Source organism: Streptomyces sp. NPDC038707 (assembly GCF_040636485.1).
In the GTDB taxonomy this organism is placed as follows: domain Bacteria; phylum Actinomycetota; class Actinomycetes; order Streptomycetales; family Streptomycetaceae; genus Streptomyces.
Map to the genome: position 1 here is coordinate 39,489 of NZ_JBEZUP010000028.1, position 15,531 is coordinate 55,019.

14 protein-coding genes are annotated in these 15,531 nt (G+C 74.7%); 5 read left to right on the top strand and 9 right to left on the bottom strand.

Features of this window, described 5'->3' with window-relative positions; genetic code table 11:
• Nucleotides 1-42: 42 nt before the first annotated feature.
• From folK to AB0E62_RS29745, 5 genes are all read right to left on the bottom strand, one after another.
• The gene (folK, locus tag AB0E62_RS29725; RefSeq protein WP_362200488.1) at nt 43-654 is read right to left on the bottom strand and encodes a 2-amino-4-hydroxy-6-hydroxymethyldihydropteridine diphosphokinase; all 612 of its coding nucleotides are present in this window, start codon (nt 652-654) and stop codon (nt 43-45) included.
• Nucleotides 651-1,010, bottom strand: coding sequence for a dihydroneopterin aldolase (folB, locus tag AB0E62_RS29730; protein ID WP_362200491.1), 360 nt, complete (start codon nt 1,008-1,010; stop codon nt 651-653). The genes folK and folB overlap by 4 nt, the downstream gene beginning before the upstream one ends.
• Nucleotides 1,011-1,279: 269 nt before the next feature.
• Nucleotides 1,280-1,813, bottom strand: a complete 534-nt coding sequence (locus AB0E62_RS29735) for a nuclear transport factor 2 family protein (protein ID WP_362200494.1) — start codon at nt 1,811-1,813, stop codon at nt 1,280-1,282.
• Entirely contained in the window at nt 1,810-2,724 is a 915-nt protein-coding gene (gene folP / locus AB0E62_RS29740) for a dihydropteroate synthase (RefSeq protein WP_362200497.1), read from the bottom strand. The genes AB0E62_RS29735 and folP overlap by 4 nt, the downstream gene beginning before the upstream one ends.
• Before the next feature lie 77 nt (nt 2,725-2,801).
• A complete protein-coding gene (locus AB0E62_RS29745) occupies nt 2,802-4,613 on the bottom strand; it encodes a phosphatidylglycerol lysyltransferase domain-containing protein (RefSeq protein ID WP_362200500.1) in 1,812 nt (603 codons plus the stop codon).
• A gap of 227 nt (nt 4,614-4,840) precedes the next feature.
• On the opposite strand from AB0E62_RS29745, the gene AB0E62_RS29750 reads away from it, so the two are divergent.
• Together AB0E62_RS29750 and AB0E62_RS29755 are read left to right on the top strand one after the other, a co-directional pair.
• Nucleotides 4,841-5,968, top strand: a complete 1,128-nt coding sequence (locus AB0E62_RS29750) for an alpha/beta hydrolase-fold protein (RefSeq protein WP_362200503.1) — start codon at nt 4,841-4,843, stop codon at nt 5,966-5,968.
• A gap of 94 nt (nt 5,969-6,062) precedes the next feature.
• Entirely contained in the window at nt 6,063-7,940 is a 1,878-nt protein-coding gene (locus AB0E62_RS29755; protein WP_362200506.1) for a hypothetical protein, read from the top strand.
• Between the two features lie 81 nt (nt 7,941-8,021).
• Here the strand turns inward: AB0E62_RS29755 and AB0E62_RS29760 are convergent, their stop codons facing one another.
• Both AB0E62_RS29760 and AB0E62_RS29765 read right to left on the bottom strand, forming a co-directional pair.
• Nucleotides 8,022-9,308 (bottom strand): PH domain-containing protein, encoded by a 1,287-nt coding sequence (locus AB0E62_RS29760; RefSeq protein WP_362200641.1) that lies wholly within the window; start codon nt 9,306-9,308, stop codon nt 8,022-8,024.
• Nucleotides 9,309-9,382: 74 nt separating this feature from the next.
• A complete protein-coding gene (locus AB0E62_RS29765) occupies nt 9,383-9,886 on the bottom strand; it encodes a PH domain-containing protein (RefSeq protein ID WP_362200509.1) in 504 nt (167 codons plus the stop codon).
• Between the two features lie 31 nt (nt 9,887-9,917).
• Here AB0E62_RS29765 and AB0E62_RS29770 point away from each other — a divergent pair, with 31 nt between their 5' ends.
• Nucleotides 9,918-11,069: an NADH-quinone oxidoreductase subunit D gene (locus tag AB0E62_RS29770; protein ID WP_362200512.1), complete on the top strand. Its 1,152-nt coding sequence runs from the start codon at nt 9,918-9,920 to the stop codon at nt 11,067-11,069.
• Between the two features lie 42 nt (nt 11,070-11,111).
• Here the strand turns inward: AB0E62_RS29770 and AB0E62_RS29775 are convergent, their stop codons facing one another.
• Complete coding sequence (locus AB0E62_RS29775; protein WP_362200515.1) at nt 11,112-12,236, bottom strand: SAM-dependent methyltransferase; 1,125 nt, start codon at nt 12,234-12,236, stop codon at nt 11,112-11,114.
• A 118-nt stretch (nt 12,237-12,354) separates the two neighbouring features.
• Between AB0E62_RS29775 and AB0E62_RS29780 the strand changes: the two genes are divergently transcribed.
• Nucleotides 12,355-13,560 carry a sensor histidine kinase gene (locus tag AB0E62_RS29780; protein ID WP_362200518.1) on the top strand — a complete coding sequence of 402 codons (1,206 nt, stop codon included), beginning with the start codon at nt 12,355-12,357 and terminating at the stop codon, nt 13,558-13,560.
• 70 nt (nt 13,561-13,630) lie between these two features.
• A complete protein-coding gene (locus AB0E62_RS29785) occupies nt 13,631-14,302 on the top strand; it encodes a response regulator transcription factor (RefSeq protein ID WP_362200521.1) in 672 nt (223 codons plus the stop codon).
• A gap of 27 nt (nt 14,303-14,329) precedes the next feature.
• On the opposite strand, the gene AB0E62_RS29790 is transcribed toward AB0E62_RS29785, so the two are convergent.
• Nucleotides 14,330-15,433: a DUF5937 family protein gene (locus AB0E62_RS29790; RefSeq protein ID WP_362200524.1), complete on the bottom strand. Its 1,104-nt coding sequence runs from the start codon at nt 15,431-15,433 to the stop codon at nt 14,330-14,332.
• Nucleotides 15,434-15,531: the final 98 nt, after the last annotated feature.

A 15,531-nucleotide genomic window follows, 5' to 3' on the forward strand; every position in this document is an offset into this window, starting at 1 on the left:
TCCCGGCCCGTCTCGGCCGCTGACCCGTCTCGACCTTAACGACTACTCGGGCAGCCGGAGTTCCAGGTCCGCACGGTGTGCCACGCCCTCACGGGTGATCGCGGTCAGCAGTTCGGCCACCGCGCCGCGGCCGGGGAGCTGGGCCTGGGGGTCCACGTCGTGCCAGGGCGCCAGCACGAAGGCGCGCTCGTGGGCGCGCGGATGGGGCAGGGTGAGCCGCGGGTCGTCCGAGGTGACGTCGGCGTAGGCGACGATGTCGACGTCCAGCGTGCGCGGGCCCCAGCGCTCGTCGCGGACGCGGTTGAAGGCCTCCTCGACGGCGTGCGCCCGCTCCAGGAGGGAGGCCGGGGGCAGGGTCGTCTTCAGCACGACGACCGCGTTGAAGTACGACGGCTGGCTGCCGGGCTCGACGCCCCACGGCTCGGTCTCGTACACCGGCGAGACGGCCTTGACGCGGACGCCCGGGGTGTCCTCCAGGGCGTCCACGGCCCCCTGGAGGGTCTCCAGGCGGTTGCCGAGGTTGGAGCCCAGGGAGATCACGGCCCGCTGGGGGTTGTGCAGGGTCGTGTCGGCGGCGTCCACCTGCTCGACGACCGAGGCGGGCACCGGCTGGACGGTCGGGTCGCTGTGACCCTGGCGGAAAGGTCGGGTCATACTCGGCTCCGGGTGATGGTGACGGTCACGTCGTCGAAGGGGACGGTGATCGGCGCGTCCGGTTTGTGGACGCACACCTCGACCTCCTCGACCGCTTCGTGCTTCAGACAGGTCCGGGCGATCCGTTCGGCGAGGGTCTCGATGAGGTCCACCGGCTCCCCCTCGACCACGGCCACGACCTCCTCGGCCACGATGCCGTAGTGCACGGTCTTCGTCAGGTCGTCGTCGGCCGCGGCCGGCCGGGTGTCCAGGCCGAGCACGAGGTCCACGATGAAGGTCTGGCCCTCCTCGCGTTCCTTGGGGAACACGCCGTGGTGCCCACGGGCCTTGAGGCCGCGCAGCGCGACACGATCCACGCGAATCACTCCTGCAATCGTCGGGAAGGACCGGCCCGTACCGCGTGCGGGCGGCACACCGGTCTCAGACGAATCTACCTGCGGGCACCGACAGAGCCCGGCCGCGGGGGCGGGGCCCGGGCCGGAACCCGGAGGGTTCACCGTGGGTTTCCCCCGGGGGACCCGGCACTGTCACGGACCGGTAGCCGCTTCTACCCGGGGGTAGGTGATTCCGGCCACCTGCCCGTCCGCCGGACGGTCCGCCGCCCGGCGCGGGGGCCGGCGGCCGGTCAGGCGAGGGGACCGTCGTCCGGATCCACGCCGTCCACTGCGGTGTCGTCGTCGTCCTCGGCGCTCTCGGCGAGGACGGGGGAGGCGTGGTGCGACCACAGCTTCCAGCCCGAGGGGGTGCGCCGGAACACGTTCGTGGCGACGACGAGCTGGCCGAGCAGCGGCCCCAGCTCCGCGCCCTCCTCCGGGGCGGGCCCGCCGCTGAGGATGTTCTCCGTGCAGGTCACCAGCGCGGTGTCGCCGGTCACGGAGACGTGCACGTCGGTGAGGAAGAACTGGATGTAGTCGGTGTTGGCCATGATCAGGGCGTACGACCGCAGGACCTCGCCGCGGCCGGTCAGCACCGGCCAGCCGGGGTGCACGCAGGAGATCACGCCGGTGTCCGCGGGGTCGTGGTACGTCTCGTCCACGCCCAGTTCCGCGGGCGTCAGCCACAGCGCGGAGACCTCGTCGAAGTCGCCGCGCTCCAGTGCCTCGTAGAAGGCGGTGTTGGCGGCTTCCACCTGCTCGACGTCGGTGTGGGGGGCGCTCACCGGGCTTCTTCCGCCCCGTCCGCGCCGTCCGCGCCGGGGGCGTGACCCGCGCCGCGTGCCTCTTCCACGGCCCGCGCGACCCGTACCGCGTCCGCCGTGGCGCGCACCTCGTGGACGCGTACCGCCCACGCGCCGGCGTGCGCGGCGAGCGCGGAGACGGCGGCCGTGGCCGCGTCCCGCTCCCGGGCCGGCGGGGGCGGGCCCTCGGGTCCGGCCAGCACCCGGCCGAGGAACCGCTTGCGGGAGGCGGCGACCAGCAGCGGGTGCCCGAGGGCGCGCAGCCGGTCCAGGTGGGCGAGCAGGGCCAGGTCGTGCTCGGCCTCCTTGGAGAAGCCCAGGCCCGGGTCGACGACGACGCGGTCCGGGGCGACGCCGCCGGCCAGCACGGCCTCCACGCGCGCGTGCAGTTCCCCGACGACCTCGCCGACCACGTCCGCGTAGACGCCCTTGACGTTGCCGCCCTGGAGGAAGCCGCGCCAGTGCATGACGACGAAGGGGGCGCCCGCGGCGGCCACCACCGGGATCATCGCGGGGTCGGCCAGGCCGCCGCTGACGTCGTTGACGAGGACGGCGCCGGCCGCGAGGGCCTGTTCGGCGACGGAGGCGCGCATGGTGTCGACGGAGACGACGGCGCCCTCGGAGGCCAGGCCGCGCACCACGGGGACGACCCGGCGCAGCTCCTCGGCCTCGTCCACGCGGGTGGCGCCGGGCCGGGTGGACTCGCCGCCCACGTCGACCAGGTCCGCGCCCTCGGCGACCAGGTCCAGGCCGTGCTTGACGGCGACGGTGGTGTCGAACCAGCGGCCGCCGTCGGAGAAGGAGTCGGGGGTCACGTTCACGACCCCCATGACCGCGCACCGGTCCCATGCCGGAAGGCCGGCCACCCGGCCGCGCCCGCTGATGCTGTTCATACGTTCAGCGTAGGCCCAGGCCGGTGCCGGGAACGCGCGGCGGCCCCCCGCGGGCCGCACCGGACGGCCGCCGGCCCTCAGACCGCCCGGACGTCCCGTTCGCCCACGTGCGCGCACGGGCGGCCGGGGGCCGGGCGGCGCCGGCGCAGGAAGCGCGGCAGCGGCACGGCGAGGTCGACGAAGCCCTCGGCCTGCATGGCGGCGAAGCCGATCCGGGGCAGGTCGGCGGGGGCCCGGTAGACCACGAACCGCGGCTCCCAGCGGGGCTGGAACTTGGCGTTGAACTTGTACAGCGACTCGATCTGGAACCAGCGCGAGAGGAACACCAGCAGCCCGCGCCAGGCGCGCAGCACCGGACCGGCGCCGATCTTCTCCCCGCGCGCGAGGGCGGAGCGGAACATCGCGAAGTTCAGCGAGACCCGGGTGATGCCGAACTTGGGGGCGGCCTGGAGGGCGGCGACGATCAGCAGCTCGTTCATGCCCGGGTCGGCGGCGCGGTCGCGGCGCATCAGGTCCAGCGAGACGCCGTCCGTCCCCCACGGCACGAAGTGCAGGATCGCCTTCAGGTCGCCGTACTCGCCCGGCTCCTCGTCCTGCTTGTGCGCGGTGGCGATCAGGCAGTCGCCGTCGGCCGGGTCGCCGATGCGGCCGAGCGCCATGGAGAAGCCGCGCTCGGTGTCCGTGCCGCGCCAGTCCTCCGCCGCCCGGCGGATCCGCTCCAGCTCGGCCTCCCCGAGGTCACGGATGCGCCGTACCCGGGTTTCGTAGCCGGCCCGCTCGATGCGCTTGACCATCTGGCGCACATTGCGCATCGCGCGTCCGGCGAGCGAGAAATCCGCCACGTCCACCACCGCCTCGTCGCCCAGTTCCAGGGCGTCCAGGCCGGTCTCCCGCGTCCACACCTCGCCGCCGGTCTCCGAACAGCCCATGACGGCGGGCGTCCAGGAGTGGGCCCGGGCCTCGTCCATGAAGCGCTCGATGGCGCCCGGCCAGGCCTCGACGTCCCCGATGGGGTCGCCGCTGGCGAGCATCACCCCGGACACCACCCGGTAGGTGACCGCGGCCTTGCCGCTCGGCGAGAACACCACCGCCTTGTCGCGGCGCAGCGCGAAGTGGCCGAGCGAGTCGCGCCCGCCGTGCCGGGCCAGCAGGGCGCGCAGCTTCTCCTCGTCCTCCGCGGTGAGGCGGGCGGCCGGGTGCTCCGGGCGGAAGGCCAGGTAGATGGTGGTGGCCGCGGTGATCCAGCCGAGCGCGCCGAGGGAGAAGGCGACCGTCCAGGAGGTGTTGCCCTGGTAGTCGACCGGGCCCTCGAAGCCGAACAGCCCGTAGACGACGTGCGTCAGCCGGTCGGCCAGGCTCGGGTCGCCGATCGTCCGGCCCGGGTGGACGCTGACGATGACGAGCCCGAGGAGGAGCGAACCGGCGCTCATGAGCACGAAGTTGGCGAGCGCGCGCCATCGGCTGCGCGGATCGGGCAGGGCGGCGAACTGGTCCCGGTGGCGCAGCAGCGGCACCAGCAGGGCGACCGCGATGACCGCGCCGACGAGCGAGTGCCGGTACGCGAACTGGGCCGCCGCGCCCGCCGGGAGCAGCGCCACCGCGGCCCGCCAGGCCCGGCGCTTGCGCCGCTTGAGCCCGTGCGCGAGCAGCAGCAACAGCACACCCGCGCTGAGCGAGAGCGCCGCCGCGAACGGCCCGAAGGAGCCCGGCAGCACCTCGGCCAGGGCGTGCATACGGCTGTGCCGGAAGCGCGGGAAGACACCCGCGGCGATGTCCAGGAGGCCCACGAGCGTGGCCGCCCGGCCGACCAGAACGGGAACGGACTCGGGGCGCGGAGCGCGCGGCAGGCGCCGAGTCCGGCGTGCCCGGCCCGGAACCTCGCCCGACATTTCCCCATCTATCCTGACAGACATCGCATCCCGTAGTTGTGCGAGAGACCTTGATTCCGGTGCCGATCGGGGCATCCGGCGACATTGCGCCCTCTAGGACGGTGTCTGGGCGCGGGAGGTTCACTCCGCACCGGAAAGTCGGGTCAAAGGCCAAGGAAAGCCCCGGGCGAGCGCGCGCACCAGGCGTGGGCACGGCACGGGCGGAAAGCGCAGGCAGGAAACAGCCCATGGGTCTCACGAGCAACATAGTGCTGATGCTGGCGATAGCGGTCGCCGCCGTGCTGTTCATCGGCACGGTGTGGCTGTGGCCGCGCCTGGCCCGGCTCACCTGGCGGTCCGTCGGCGGGCGGGTCGGCCTGCTGCTGGCCACGCAGGTGGCGCTCTTCGCCTCCGTCGGCCTCGCCGCCAACCAGGCCTTCGGCTTCTACGCCAGCTGGGCCGACCTGTTCGGCACGGAGACCGGGCAGGGGGTGGTGGTCGACCACTCGGAGCACGGCGCCGGCGGCGGCCCGCTCCAGGTGGTCTCCACCTCCGAGGTGCCCGGCGTGCGCGCCACGCGGCCGGAGCTGGGCGGGCAGATCCAGAAGGTGGACATCGTCGGCCGTACGACGCACATCGCGACCCCGGCGTACGTGTACCTGCCGCCGGAGTACTTCCAGCCGCGGTACCGCACGCGCACGTTCCCGACGGCCGTCGTGCTGACCGGCTACCCGGGCACCGCGCGGTCGCTGGTGGACAAGCTGGACTACCCGAGCACCGCGCAGCGGCTGGCCAGGGACGGGCGCGTGCAGCCGATGATCCTGGTGATGCTGCGGCCGACCGTGGCGCCGCCGCGGGACACCGAGTGCGTGGACGTGCCGGGCGGGCCGCAGGCGGAGACGTTCTTCGCCAAGGACCTGCCGGACGCCGTGCGCGGCCACTACCGGGCCGGCGGGCACCCGGGCGGCTGGGGCGTCATCGGCGACTCCACCGGCGGCTACTGCGCGCTCAAGCTCGCCATGCACCACCCGCGGGTGTACGCGGCCGGCGCGGGCCTGTCGCCGTACTACAAGGCGCCGATCGACCCCACCACCGGCGACCTCTTCCACGGTGACGCCAAGCTGCGCAACCGCGCCGACCTGTTCTGGCTGCTGCGGCACCAGCCCGCGCCGGACACCTCGCTGCTCGTCACCAGCAGCAGGGTCGGGGAGCACAACTACAAGGCCACGATGAAGTTCATCCAGCAGGTGCAGGCCACGGACGAGACCCGGATCTCGTCGATCATCCTCGACAGCGGCGGGCACAACTTCAACACCTGGCGGCGCGAGATACCGCCGACGCTCCAGTGGATCAGCGGGCGGCTGACCGATCACTGAGCCGCGTGCCCTGACGTATCGTGAGGTCCCCGGTGTGGCCGTGTTTTTACGGCCCGGGGCCCACGATCCACCTACGCGCGGTAAGTTTCTGGCCATGCCACGTGGACGCCACCGCCATTCCTCTCCTCTGCACCGGCTGTTGCCTCCCTCGGCGATCGCCGGCGTCTCCGTCGTCTGTGCGTCGGCCCCTTGGGTGTTCTCCGAGGCCACGGTGTTGCGCGCGCTGGCCGCCGCCGCGGCGGCGACCTCGGTCCTCGGCGCGTTCGTGATGCGCCGCTGGGACGTCCAGGCGGGCCGGCAGGTCGCCGAGCTGACGCGCGCGCGTGCCGGTGACGAGTGGCGCTTCGAGGAACGGGTCGCCGAACTGGAGACCGACATCGAGGAGTCCCGCGAGCTGCGCGCGAAGCTGGAGCAGCGGCTGCGCGCCAAGCGCGCCGAACTGGCCGGACTGCGCAACGAGCACGCCGCGCTGCTGCGCCGGTACGCCACCGCCGAGACCGAGCGGGCCAGCGCCCTGGAGGGGCGCCGGCTGCTGGAACTCGAGGCGACCGCACCGGACCCGGGACCCGCCCGCCCGACGGCCCCGGCCCTGCCGCCCGCCCGCGGCGCCGGGCCCTCCGGCCCGGCCGGGGCCGCGCCGTCGGCCCCCGCGGTGTTCTCCTCCGAGGGCGCCCGCCTGTACCGCCGCGCCCTCACGGCACTGGCCCGCCTCGAACGGGAGGCCCCGGCGGAGCCCGAGGGCGGCTCCGGTCCGGCGGGTGCGGCGACGGAAGCCGGGACCGAGGCGGATGAGCCCGGCGCGGGGACGTCGGTGACGGACGGGACCGGGGCGGCGGAGCCCTTGACGGGCGCGCCGGGTGCGGTCGGACTCGCGGGCGCGGCGCCTGGTGCGGTCCAGTCCGGAGCGGGGGAGCCCGGTCCGGCGGAAGCCGTGGCGGGGACGCCGGGTGCGGTGGTGCCCACGGCCGGCGCGGAGCGGGTTTCCGGGCCGGCGGATGGCGAGGGCGCGGGGTCCGCGGCCGACGCGCCCGTTTCCGGGCCGGGGGGCGACGCGTCCGCTTCCGGGCCGGAGGGCGACGCGTCCGCTCCGGCGCTGGGGAGCGCTCCCGCTTCCGAGACCGAGACCGAGACCGAGACCGGGCCCGTATCCCGGCCCGAGGAGGCACCGGTCGCCGGGTCTGCTCCGGGGGCTGCTCCCGCGTCCGCGTCGACTCCGGGTGCCGCATCCGGCTCGGTTCCCGTTGCCGGGCCCGGGGCCGCTTCTGCGGCGGGGGCTGCTCCGCCTTCGGGGTCCGCTGTGGCTGCTGGGTCCGGGGTCGCTTCCGTGCCGGGGGCCGCTCAGGGTCCTGGGGCCGTTGCCGTTCCGGCTCCCGCGCAGGGGGCCGCCTCGGTTTCCGGATCCGCTCCGGTTGCGGGGTCCGCGATCGTTCCCGGCTCGGTTCCGGCTGCCGGGCCCGCCGCGGCTCCGGCTGCTGGGTCGGTGTCGGCTGCCGGGTCCGTGCCCGGAGCGGCCCCCGAGGTCGCCGGTCCCGCCTCCCACGCCCCGGCGGCCGGCGCCTCTCGTCCCGCCACTGCGCAGGCGCAGGGCGGTGCGGAGCGGCCGTACGGTGCCGTGGACGGCGTGCCGGCGGCCGGGGCCGTGCCCGTGGGGCCGGCTGCCGGGAGCCCCGGTGTGCCCGCCGCCGTGGCCGTCGTGCCGCCCGCGCCCGCGCGGCGGCCGGTGACCGAGGGCGGGTTCGACTTCTTCGGCACGCAGAAGGGCGCCCCGAAGGCCGCGCTGGACTCGGTGCAGAACGAGGACCTGGCCGACGTCGTGGGCCCCGAGGCGCTCGCCGTGCACAAGGCCGAGGCCGAGACCGGGTTCAAGCCCGCCGACGAGCGGTCCCGGGGGGCCGGTCAGATCATCGACCTGACGGCGCACGACGAGACCGAGCAGATCGACGTACAGGGGCTGCGCAGCGCGGCCTCCTGAGCGACATGCGGCAGCACGGAACGGGCCCGGCCTCCCCCGAGGGAGCCGGGCCCGCGGCGTACCGGCCGGATCCCGTGCCGGTCAGCCCGGCGTCATCCAGCGGTCCGGCGGGGCGTCCCTGCGGCCCGTACGGGACCTCTCCGCCTGCTCGGCGAGGAGCCGCGCGGCTTCCGCGGCGTCGCGCAGCCGGGCTGTGACGGTCTTGCCGGCCCCGGTGTCCACATGGACGTCGGCGAGGCCCCAGCGGCGCTCCCAGGGCCCCTGGGTGAGCCGTACGCTCTGCACCTTGGCGTGCGGGACCAGCGAGAGCCGGCGGCACAGCAGGCCGCTGCGGGCGGCGAACACCGGACCGGTGACCGCGAGCCCGTGCCCGCGCCACCACACCGGCACGCACCAGCGGGCCCGGCCCGGCGCCCGCGACAGCTCCGCCGGCACCGTCACCCCGGGCAGCACTCGTGCGAGGACCGACTCGGCGACCGGTCGCGGGGCGACCGGTATCAGCACCGAGTTGTCGGATCCGGCCACATCGAGTTCGACCCGGACCCAGCCGCGCCGCCGCCACAGCAGCGGTTCCACGATCCGCACGGTCTGCACCCGGCCGGGCGGCACCGTCTCGTGGGCGCGGTCCAGCAGTCCGCGGTCGATGCGCAGCCCGTCCGGGGACTCGCTCACCGTCCAGTCGAACTCGGTGACGAACCGGCCCGCGCTGCTCGCCCCGGCCGTGCCGAGCAGCGGCAGGGCGGTGGCGAGGACCGTCCACAGGTTGTCCGTGACGAGCCACAGCACGGTCGGGACGACCAGCGCGGCGCACAGCGACCCCCAGGTGGCGCCCGTCAGCACCAGGGAGCGCGCCAGCTCGCGCGGGGGCACACGCAGCAGGATGTGCGCCGGTGCCTCTCCGACCGCACGCGCCGTCTCGGGAGCGAAACCGGCGGCGCGCGCGAGCAGTTCCGCACGCAGGGCGCGCGCCTCGCGCTCGCCCAGGAAGGCCAGTTCGTCCTTGTCGTCGGTGCCTACGACGCCGATGCGCAGCTTGGCGACACCCGCCACGCGCGCGAGCAGCGGGCGGGAGACGTCCACGGCCTGGACCCGCTCCAGCCGGATGTGCGCGGTGCGCCGGAACAGCAGTCCGGTGCGGATCCGCAGCTCGGTGTCGGTGACGGCGTAGTGCGTGAACCACCAGGTCAGGAAGCCGTAGAGGCCGGCCGCCGGCACCAGCACCGCGAGCCCCAGCAGGAGCATGGTGTCCGTGAGCCGTGCGAGCTGCTCCTGCGCGCCGTTCGGGTCGTGCACCGCCCAGCCGGCCAGCACGGCGAGCGGCGCCCACGCCCGGCGCAGGGGCGTGACCGGGTGCAGCCGGCGCTCGATGACGGGCGGCCGCCCGGCGTCGGCCGCGCGCTCCGGTGTGCCGCCGTCCGCGCCCCCGGCCCGCTCCGGGGGCGTCACAGGCCCGCCGATCGTGCCTCGCCCAGCTCGGTGAGCCGGTCGCGCAGCCGTTCCGCCTCGGCCGGGTCCAGGCCGGGGATGGTCGCGTCGGTCGCGGCGGCGGCCGTGTGCAGCTGCACGGTGGCCAGCCCGAAACGCCGCTCCACGGGCCCCGAGGTCACCTCCACCAGCTGCATCCGCCCGTACGGCACCACCGTCTCCTCGCGCCACAGGACACCGCGGCTGATCAGCAGGTCGTCGGCGCGCTCGGCGTAGCGCCAGGAGCGCCAGTTGCGCTCCAGCAGCCGCCAGCACACGGCGGCGCACGCCGGCGGCAGCAGCGCGCACGCCGCCCACGCGGGGCCCGCGAAAAGCCCCGGCAGCAGGCCGGCCGCCACCGCGAACACCCCCGCCCACACCGTCAGCAGCAGCCGCCGCACCCGCAGCAGCCCCGGCTCCAGCCGCCGCCACACCGGCTGGTCCGCCGGCGTTCCGGTCCCGTCCAGGCTCCCCGTTTCCATGAGCCCAGCGTACGTAGGGGAAACTGGGCCCATGACTCCTACGACGGAGACCACGGTCGGCATCGGCGGTGCGGCGGAGAGCACCGACATGGTGCTCAACATCGGTCCGCAGCACCCGTCCACGCACGGCGTGCTGCGGCTGAAACTCGTGCTGGACGGCGAGCGCATCGTCCGCGCGGAGCCGGTGATCGGGTACATGCACCGGGGCGCCGAGAAGCTGTTCGAGGCGCGCGACTACCGGCAGATCATCGTGCTCGCCAACCGCCACGACTGGCTGTCGGCGTTCTCCAACGAGCTGGGCGTGGTCCTCGCGGTGGAGCGGATGCTCGGCATGGAGGTCCCCGAGCGGGCGGTGTGGACGCGCACCCTGCTCGCCGAGCTGAACCGGGTGCTGAACCACCTGATGTTCCTCGGCTCCTACCCGCTGGAGCTGGGCGGGATCACGCCGGTGTTCTACGCGTTCCGGGAGCGCGAGGTGCTCCAGAACGTCATGGAGGAGGTCTCCGGCGGGCGCATGCACTACATGTTCAACCGGGTCGGCGGCCTCAAGGAGGACCTGCCGGCGGGCTGGACGGCACGCGCGCGCGAGGCCGTCGCCGCGGTGCGCTCGCGCATGGACGTCTTCGACGACCTGGTGCTGGGCAACGAGATCTTCCGGGGGCGCACGCGCGGCGTGGGGGTGCTCGCGCCCGAGGCGGTGCACGCCTACGGCGTGAGCGGGCCCATCGCACGCGCCTCGGGCGTCGACTTCGACCTGCGCCGCGACGAGCCGTACCTGGCCTACGGCGATCTCCAGGACGTCCTGAAGGTGGTGACCCGCGCCGAGGGCGACTGCCTCGCCCGCTTCGAGGTGCTGCTGGAGCAGACCCACAACGCCCTGGACCTCGCCGACGCCTGTCTGGACCGCCTCGGCGAGCTGCCGCCCGGGCCGATCAACCAGCGGCTGCCGAAGGTGCTGAAGGCCCCCGAGGGGCACACGTACGCCTGGACCGAGAACCCGCTCGGGATCAACGGCTACTACCTGGTCAGCAAGGGCGAGAAGACCCCGTACCGGCTGAAGCTGCGCTCGGCCTCGTACAACAACATCCAGGCGCTGACCGAGCTGCTGCCGGGGACGCTGGTGGCGGACATGGTCGCGATCCTGGGCTCGATGTTCTTCGTGGTGGGCGACATCGACAAGTAGGCCGTCGAGCGGGCCGTCGGCACGCGGGCCGCGCCGGGCCCGCTACGGTGCCCGCGGGCCCGGCCCGAGGGGGTCCGGGACGCCGACCGGCTGGAGCAGCCAGCCGAAGTCGCCGAGGCCGCCCGCCGCCGTGAGTTCGGCGCCCTCCCCGGCGCTCGCGAGGGCGCGGACGTAGCCGGCGGGGTCCGTGGAGGCCAGCGCGAGCGGGGGGCGTACGCCGGTGATGTCCAGGGCGTGCAGGGCGGCGCGCTGTGTGAGCAGGCGCGGACTCGGCAGCTCGCGCGCTGTCCCGGGAGTTCCCTGTGCCGGGTCGGAGGGCGCCCGCGCCGGAGCCGACGGTGTGCGCGGCGGTGCCACCGCGTTCGGTGCCGCCGCGCACGCGTCCAGTGCGACGTGTGCCGTGATGTCGCACGAGCCGTCCGGCACGGGCGCCGTCTCGCGGCCCTCCCGGAAGCCGGTGAGCGTCCCGAAGGGCGGGCGTGTGTCCAGGGTGTGCGCGTAGTCCACGGCCACCGCGAGCCCCCGCGCCACCCGGGCCACGGCCGCCGCCCAGGCCTCGTCCCGGGGCAGCCCGATCTCCGCCCGCAGTCCCGCCTCGGCCGGCAGCGGCCACCAGCGCGCGAGCCAGTCGGCCGCCGCCCCCGTCACCGGCTCCCCGAGCCGCTCGGAGCCGTCCTCCGCGACGAGCACCAGCCGGGGCACGCCGGCCGCGTCCGCCTCCACGACGTCCACGGGCACGTTGTCCAGCCACTCGTTGGCGAACAGCAGCCCGGTGACGGTGTCCGGGATCTCGCTCCGCCAGTCGATCCGTCCGTCCAGGCCGGCCGGGCGGCCGGCGATCTCGACGGCGTACGCGCGCGTGCGCGCGGCCACCCCGGCCGGCAGCGCGGCGAGCACCCCGCGCGTCAGCTCGCCGCGCCCGGCGCCCAGGTCGACGAAGTCCAGCACGGCGGGCCGGCCGAGCGCCGCGTCGACCCGGCACAGCAGCCGGGCCACGGCCCGCGCGAACAGCGGGGAGGCGTGCACGGAGGTGCGGAAGTGACCGGCCGGGCCCTCCGGGCGCCGGTAGAAGCCGCCCGGCCCGTACAGCGCCGCCCCGGCCGCCGCGCGCCAGCCGCGCGGGCCGGGATCCCCGGGGCGTTCCCCCGCCGTCGTCTCGTCCGTCACGGGGCCAGCCTAGGCGCACAGATGAGCACGACATCCACCTTGCGGAGTACGCGCGCCGGGCGCGGATCGGCCCTCCGGTTGACCCCCGCACGCACCCGGTTTCCCTACGCTGGGTTACGTGCAGCGCCTCTATGACTTCCTCCGCCGCCACCCGATCTGGGTCGACACCTTCTGGGCCGTCGTCCTGTTCGGGATGTCCGGGATGAGCGAGGTCAGTTTCGACGGCTCGCCGCACCACCACGGGTCGCTGCCCGCCGGTATCGCCGTCTCCGCCGTCCTGTGCGTGGTCGTGGCGCTGCGCCGCCGTTTCCCGGAGCCGATGCTGCTGGTCGCCCTGGGGACCGGGCTGGCCCAGCTGGTCCTGGACGTCGAGACGACCGTCGCCGACTTCGCCATGCTGGTGATCACCTACACGGTCGCGGCGGTCGGCGCCCGCTGGTCCTCCCGGCTCGCCCTGTCCGTCAGCCTCTGCGCGGCGACCCTGGCGCAGATCCGCTGGCCGCAGGAGCAGGCCAGTTTCGCCGGGCAGGTCGCCATCGCCGTGTTCCAGACGGTGCCCTTCGCCCTCGCCTGGGTGCTCGGTGACTCCATGCGCACCCGGCGGGCCTACTTCGCCCAGCTGGAGGAGCGCGCGGCCCGCCTGGAGAAGGAGCGCGAGGCACAGGCGAAGGTCGCGGTCGCCGCCGAGCGCGCCCGTATCGCCCGCGAGCTGCACGACGTGGTGGCGCACAACGTGTCCGTGATGGTGGTGCAGGCCGACGGCGCCAACTACGTGCTGGACACCGCGCCCGACCAGGCCAGGAAGGCCCTGGAGACGATCTCCTCCACCGGCCGGCAGGCCCTCGCCGAGATGCGCCGCCTGCTGGGCGTGCTGCGCACCGGCGAGCACCAGGAGACCGGGGAGTACGTCCCGCAGCCCGACGTCGAGCAGATCGACGACCTCGTCGAGCAGTGCCGCAGCTCCGGCTTGCCGGTCGACTTCAAGGTGGAGGGCACCCCGCGGCCGCTGCCCAGCGGGGTGGAGCTGACCGCGTACCGGATCGTGCAGGAGGCGCTCACCAACACGCGCAAGCACGGCGGCCCGGGGGCGGGCGCGAGCGTACGGCTGGTCTACTTCGACGACGGCCTGGGCCTGCTGGTCGAGGACGACGGCAAGGGTGCCCCGCACGAGCTGTACGAGGAGGGCGGCGCCGACGGCCGGGGGCACGGCCTGATCGGCATGCGCGAGCGCGTCGGCATGGTCGGCGGCACGCTGGACGCGGGGCCGCGCCCCGGCGGAGGATTCCGCATCAGCGCCCTGCTGCCGCTCAAGCCGGCGCACTGACCCCGTCGCGCGCTCCCGCGCGCCCCACCGCACCACAAAGACGGCAACCGAAAGACACGGAAGAGGACCCATGACGATCCGCGTGATGCTCGTCGACGACCAGGTGCTGCTGCGCACCGGGTTCCGGATGGTGCTCGCCGCCCAGCCGGACATGGAGGTCGTCGCGGAGGCGGGTGACGGCGTGGAGGCCCTTCAGGTGGTGCGGTCCACCGCCGTCGACGTCATCCTCATGGACGTCCGGATGCCGAAGCTGGACGGCGTGGAGGCCACCCGGCGGATCTGCTCGGAGCCCGACGCGCCGAAGGTGCTCATCCTGACCACGTTCGACCTGGACGAGTACGCCTTCTCCGGGCTGAAGGCGGGTGCCTCCGGCTTCATGCTCAAGGACGTGCCGCCCGGCGACCTGCTGGCCGCGATCCGCGCGGTGCACAGCGGCGACGCGGTCGTCGCGCCCTCCACCACCCGGCGGCTGCTGGACCGCTTCGCGCCGATGCTGCCCGCCACCGGCAACGAGCCCCGGCACAAGGAGCTGGAACGGCTCACGGAGCGCGAGCGCGAGGTGATGGTGCTGGTCGCGCAGGGCCTGTCCAACGGCGAGATCGCGGCCCGGCTGGTGCTGAGCGAGGCGACGGTGAAGACCCACGTGGGCCGCATCCTGACCAAGCTCGGCCTCAGGGACCGGGTGCAGGTGGTCGTCCTCGCGTACGAGACGGGGCTCGTCCGCGCGGGCGGCCACGGCTGACCTCACCGGCCGGCTCCGGGGCGGTGCTCAGCGCAGGACGCCCTCGATGAAGTCGCTGCCCAGCCGGGCCACCGCGGTCAGGTCCAGCTGGTGCTGCACGTACCGGCCGCGCCGGCAGTCGGTGATCAGGCCGGCCTTCTTCAGCACCGACAGGTGCCGGGATATCTCGGGCGCGGTCATGCCGTGCGCGTCGGCCAGTTCGCTGGTGGTGTGCGGGGCGCGCGCGAGGTGCCGGCACAGCCGCATCCGCACCGGGTGCGCCAGCGCGTCCAGCCGGCGCGTGAGCTGCTCCACGGACGGGGCCTGCGGCCGGGGACCGCTCGCCGGATAGGTGATCGTCGGCTGCCAGCCGTACCGGTGCAGGACCATCACGTGCGGCCAGCCGAGGCTGGTCGGCACCAGCACCAGGCCGCCGTCGCCGGTGGCGGTGCGGCCCGTCACCAGCTTGTCGACCGTGATCACCCGGCCCTCCTCGTCCAGCGACACCGCCCCGGACAGGGCGGCGAGGGCTTCCCCGAGGCCCTTGCGGCGCAGCAGTTCGGTCTTGTGCCGGGCGTCGGCGGCCAGCTGGGGCTGGATCCGGGCCCAGGTGTCGGCGAAGAACGCGTCGTCGCAGTCGAGCATCAGCTGCCGGAACCACGCGCGCACGGCCGGCGGGTCCGTCAGCAGGCGGCGCGTGAACCGCTCCTGGACGGCCCCGCGCGCGGCGGCCAGTTCCAGGGAGCGCCGGCGCAGCTCCGGATCGTCCAGCGGGCCGTCCTCCTGGACGTCGTAGCGCAGCTGGCAGGTGAACTCCAGGGCCGCGTTGACGAACTGGGCGTCCGTCAGCTTGTCCAGCAGGTCCAGCTCCTCGGCGAGCGTGGCCCCGGGCAGCGCGCGCCCGCCCGGGATGCCGGCGAACGGGGCGAAGACGTCCGAGAACGTCGAACGCCACAGGAAGTCCGCCTCGCACAGCCGGTCGGCCAGGCAGGGCTCCAGCCGGGAGGAGACGGCGGTCGCCCAGCCCCGCAGGTCGGGATGGTGGCCGGGCTCGCTCAGCGCGTGCAGCGCCATCCCCAGCTCCGCCAGCGGGGACGGCACGACGGCGACCCGCTCCACGGGCAGTCCGGTGATGTCGATGGTCACGCTCATGCCCCCATCGTGCACCCGGCCACTGACAGCGGCCCCCGTCGTTTGACGTCAGCCGTCAATCGACGGGACAACCGGGCGGCGGGCCAGCAGGCTTGAGG

Coding starts and splice junctions, on each gene's coding strand:
- AB0E62_RS29765 (WP_362200509.1), bottom strand. CDS start 9,886: ATGGAAACGGGGAGCCTGGACGGGACCGGAACGCCGGCGGACCAGCCG.
- folP (WP_362200497.1), bottom strand. CDS start 2,724: ATGAACAGCATCAGCGGGCGCGGCCGGGTGGCCGGCCTTCCGGCATGG.
- AB0E62_RS29785 (WP_362200521.1), top strand. CDS start 13,631: ATGACGATCCGCGTGATGCTCGTCGACGACCAGGTGCTGCTGCGCACC.
- folK (WP_362200488.1), bottom strand. CDS start 654: ATGACCCGACCTTTCCGCCAGGGTCACAGCGACCCGACCGTCCAGCCG.
- AB0E62_RS29770 (WP_362200512.1), top strand. CDS start 9,918: ATGACTCCTACGACGGAGACCACGGTCGGCATCGGCGGTGCGGCGGAG.
- AB0E62_RS29755 (WP_362200506.1), top strand. CDS start 6,063: ATGCCACGTGGACGCCACCGCCATTCCTCTCCTCTGCACCGGCTGTTG.
- AB0E62_RS29745 (WP_362200500.1), bottom strand. CDS start 4,613: ATGTCGGGCGAGGTTCCGGGCCGGGCACGCCGGACTCGGCGCCTGCCG.
- AB0E62_RS29750 (WP_362200503.1), top strand. CDS start 4,841: ATGGGTCTCACGAGCAACATAGTGCTGATGCTGGCGATAGCGGTCGCC.
- AB0E62_RS29790 (WP_362200524.1), bottom strand. CDS start 15,433: ATGAGCGTGACCATCGACATCACCGGACTGCCCGTGGAGCGGGTCGCC.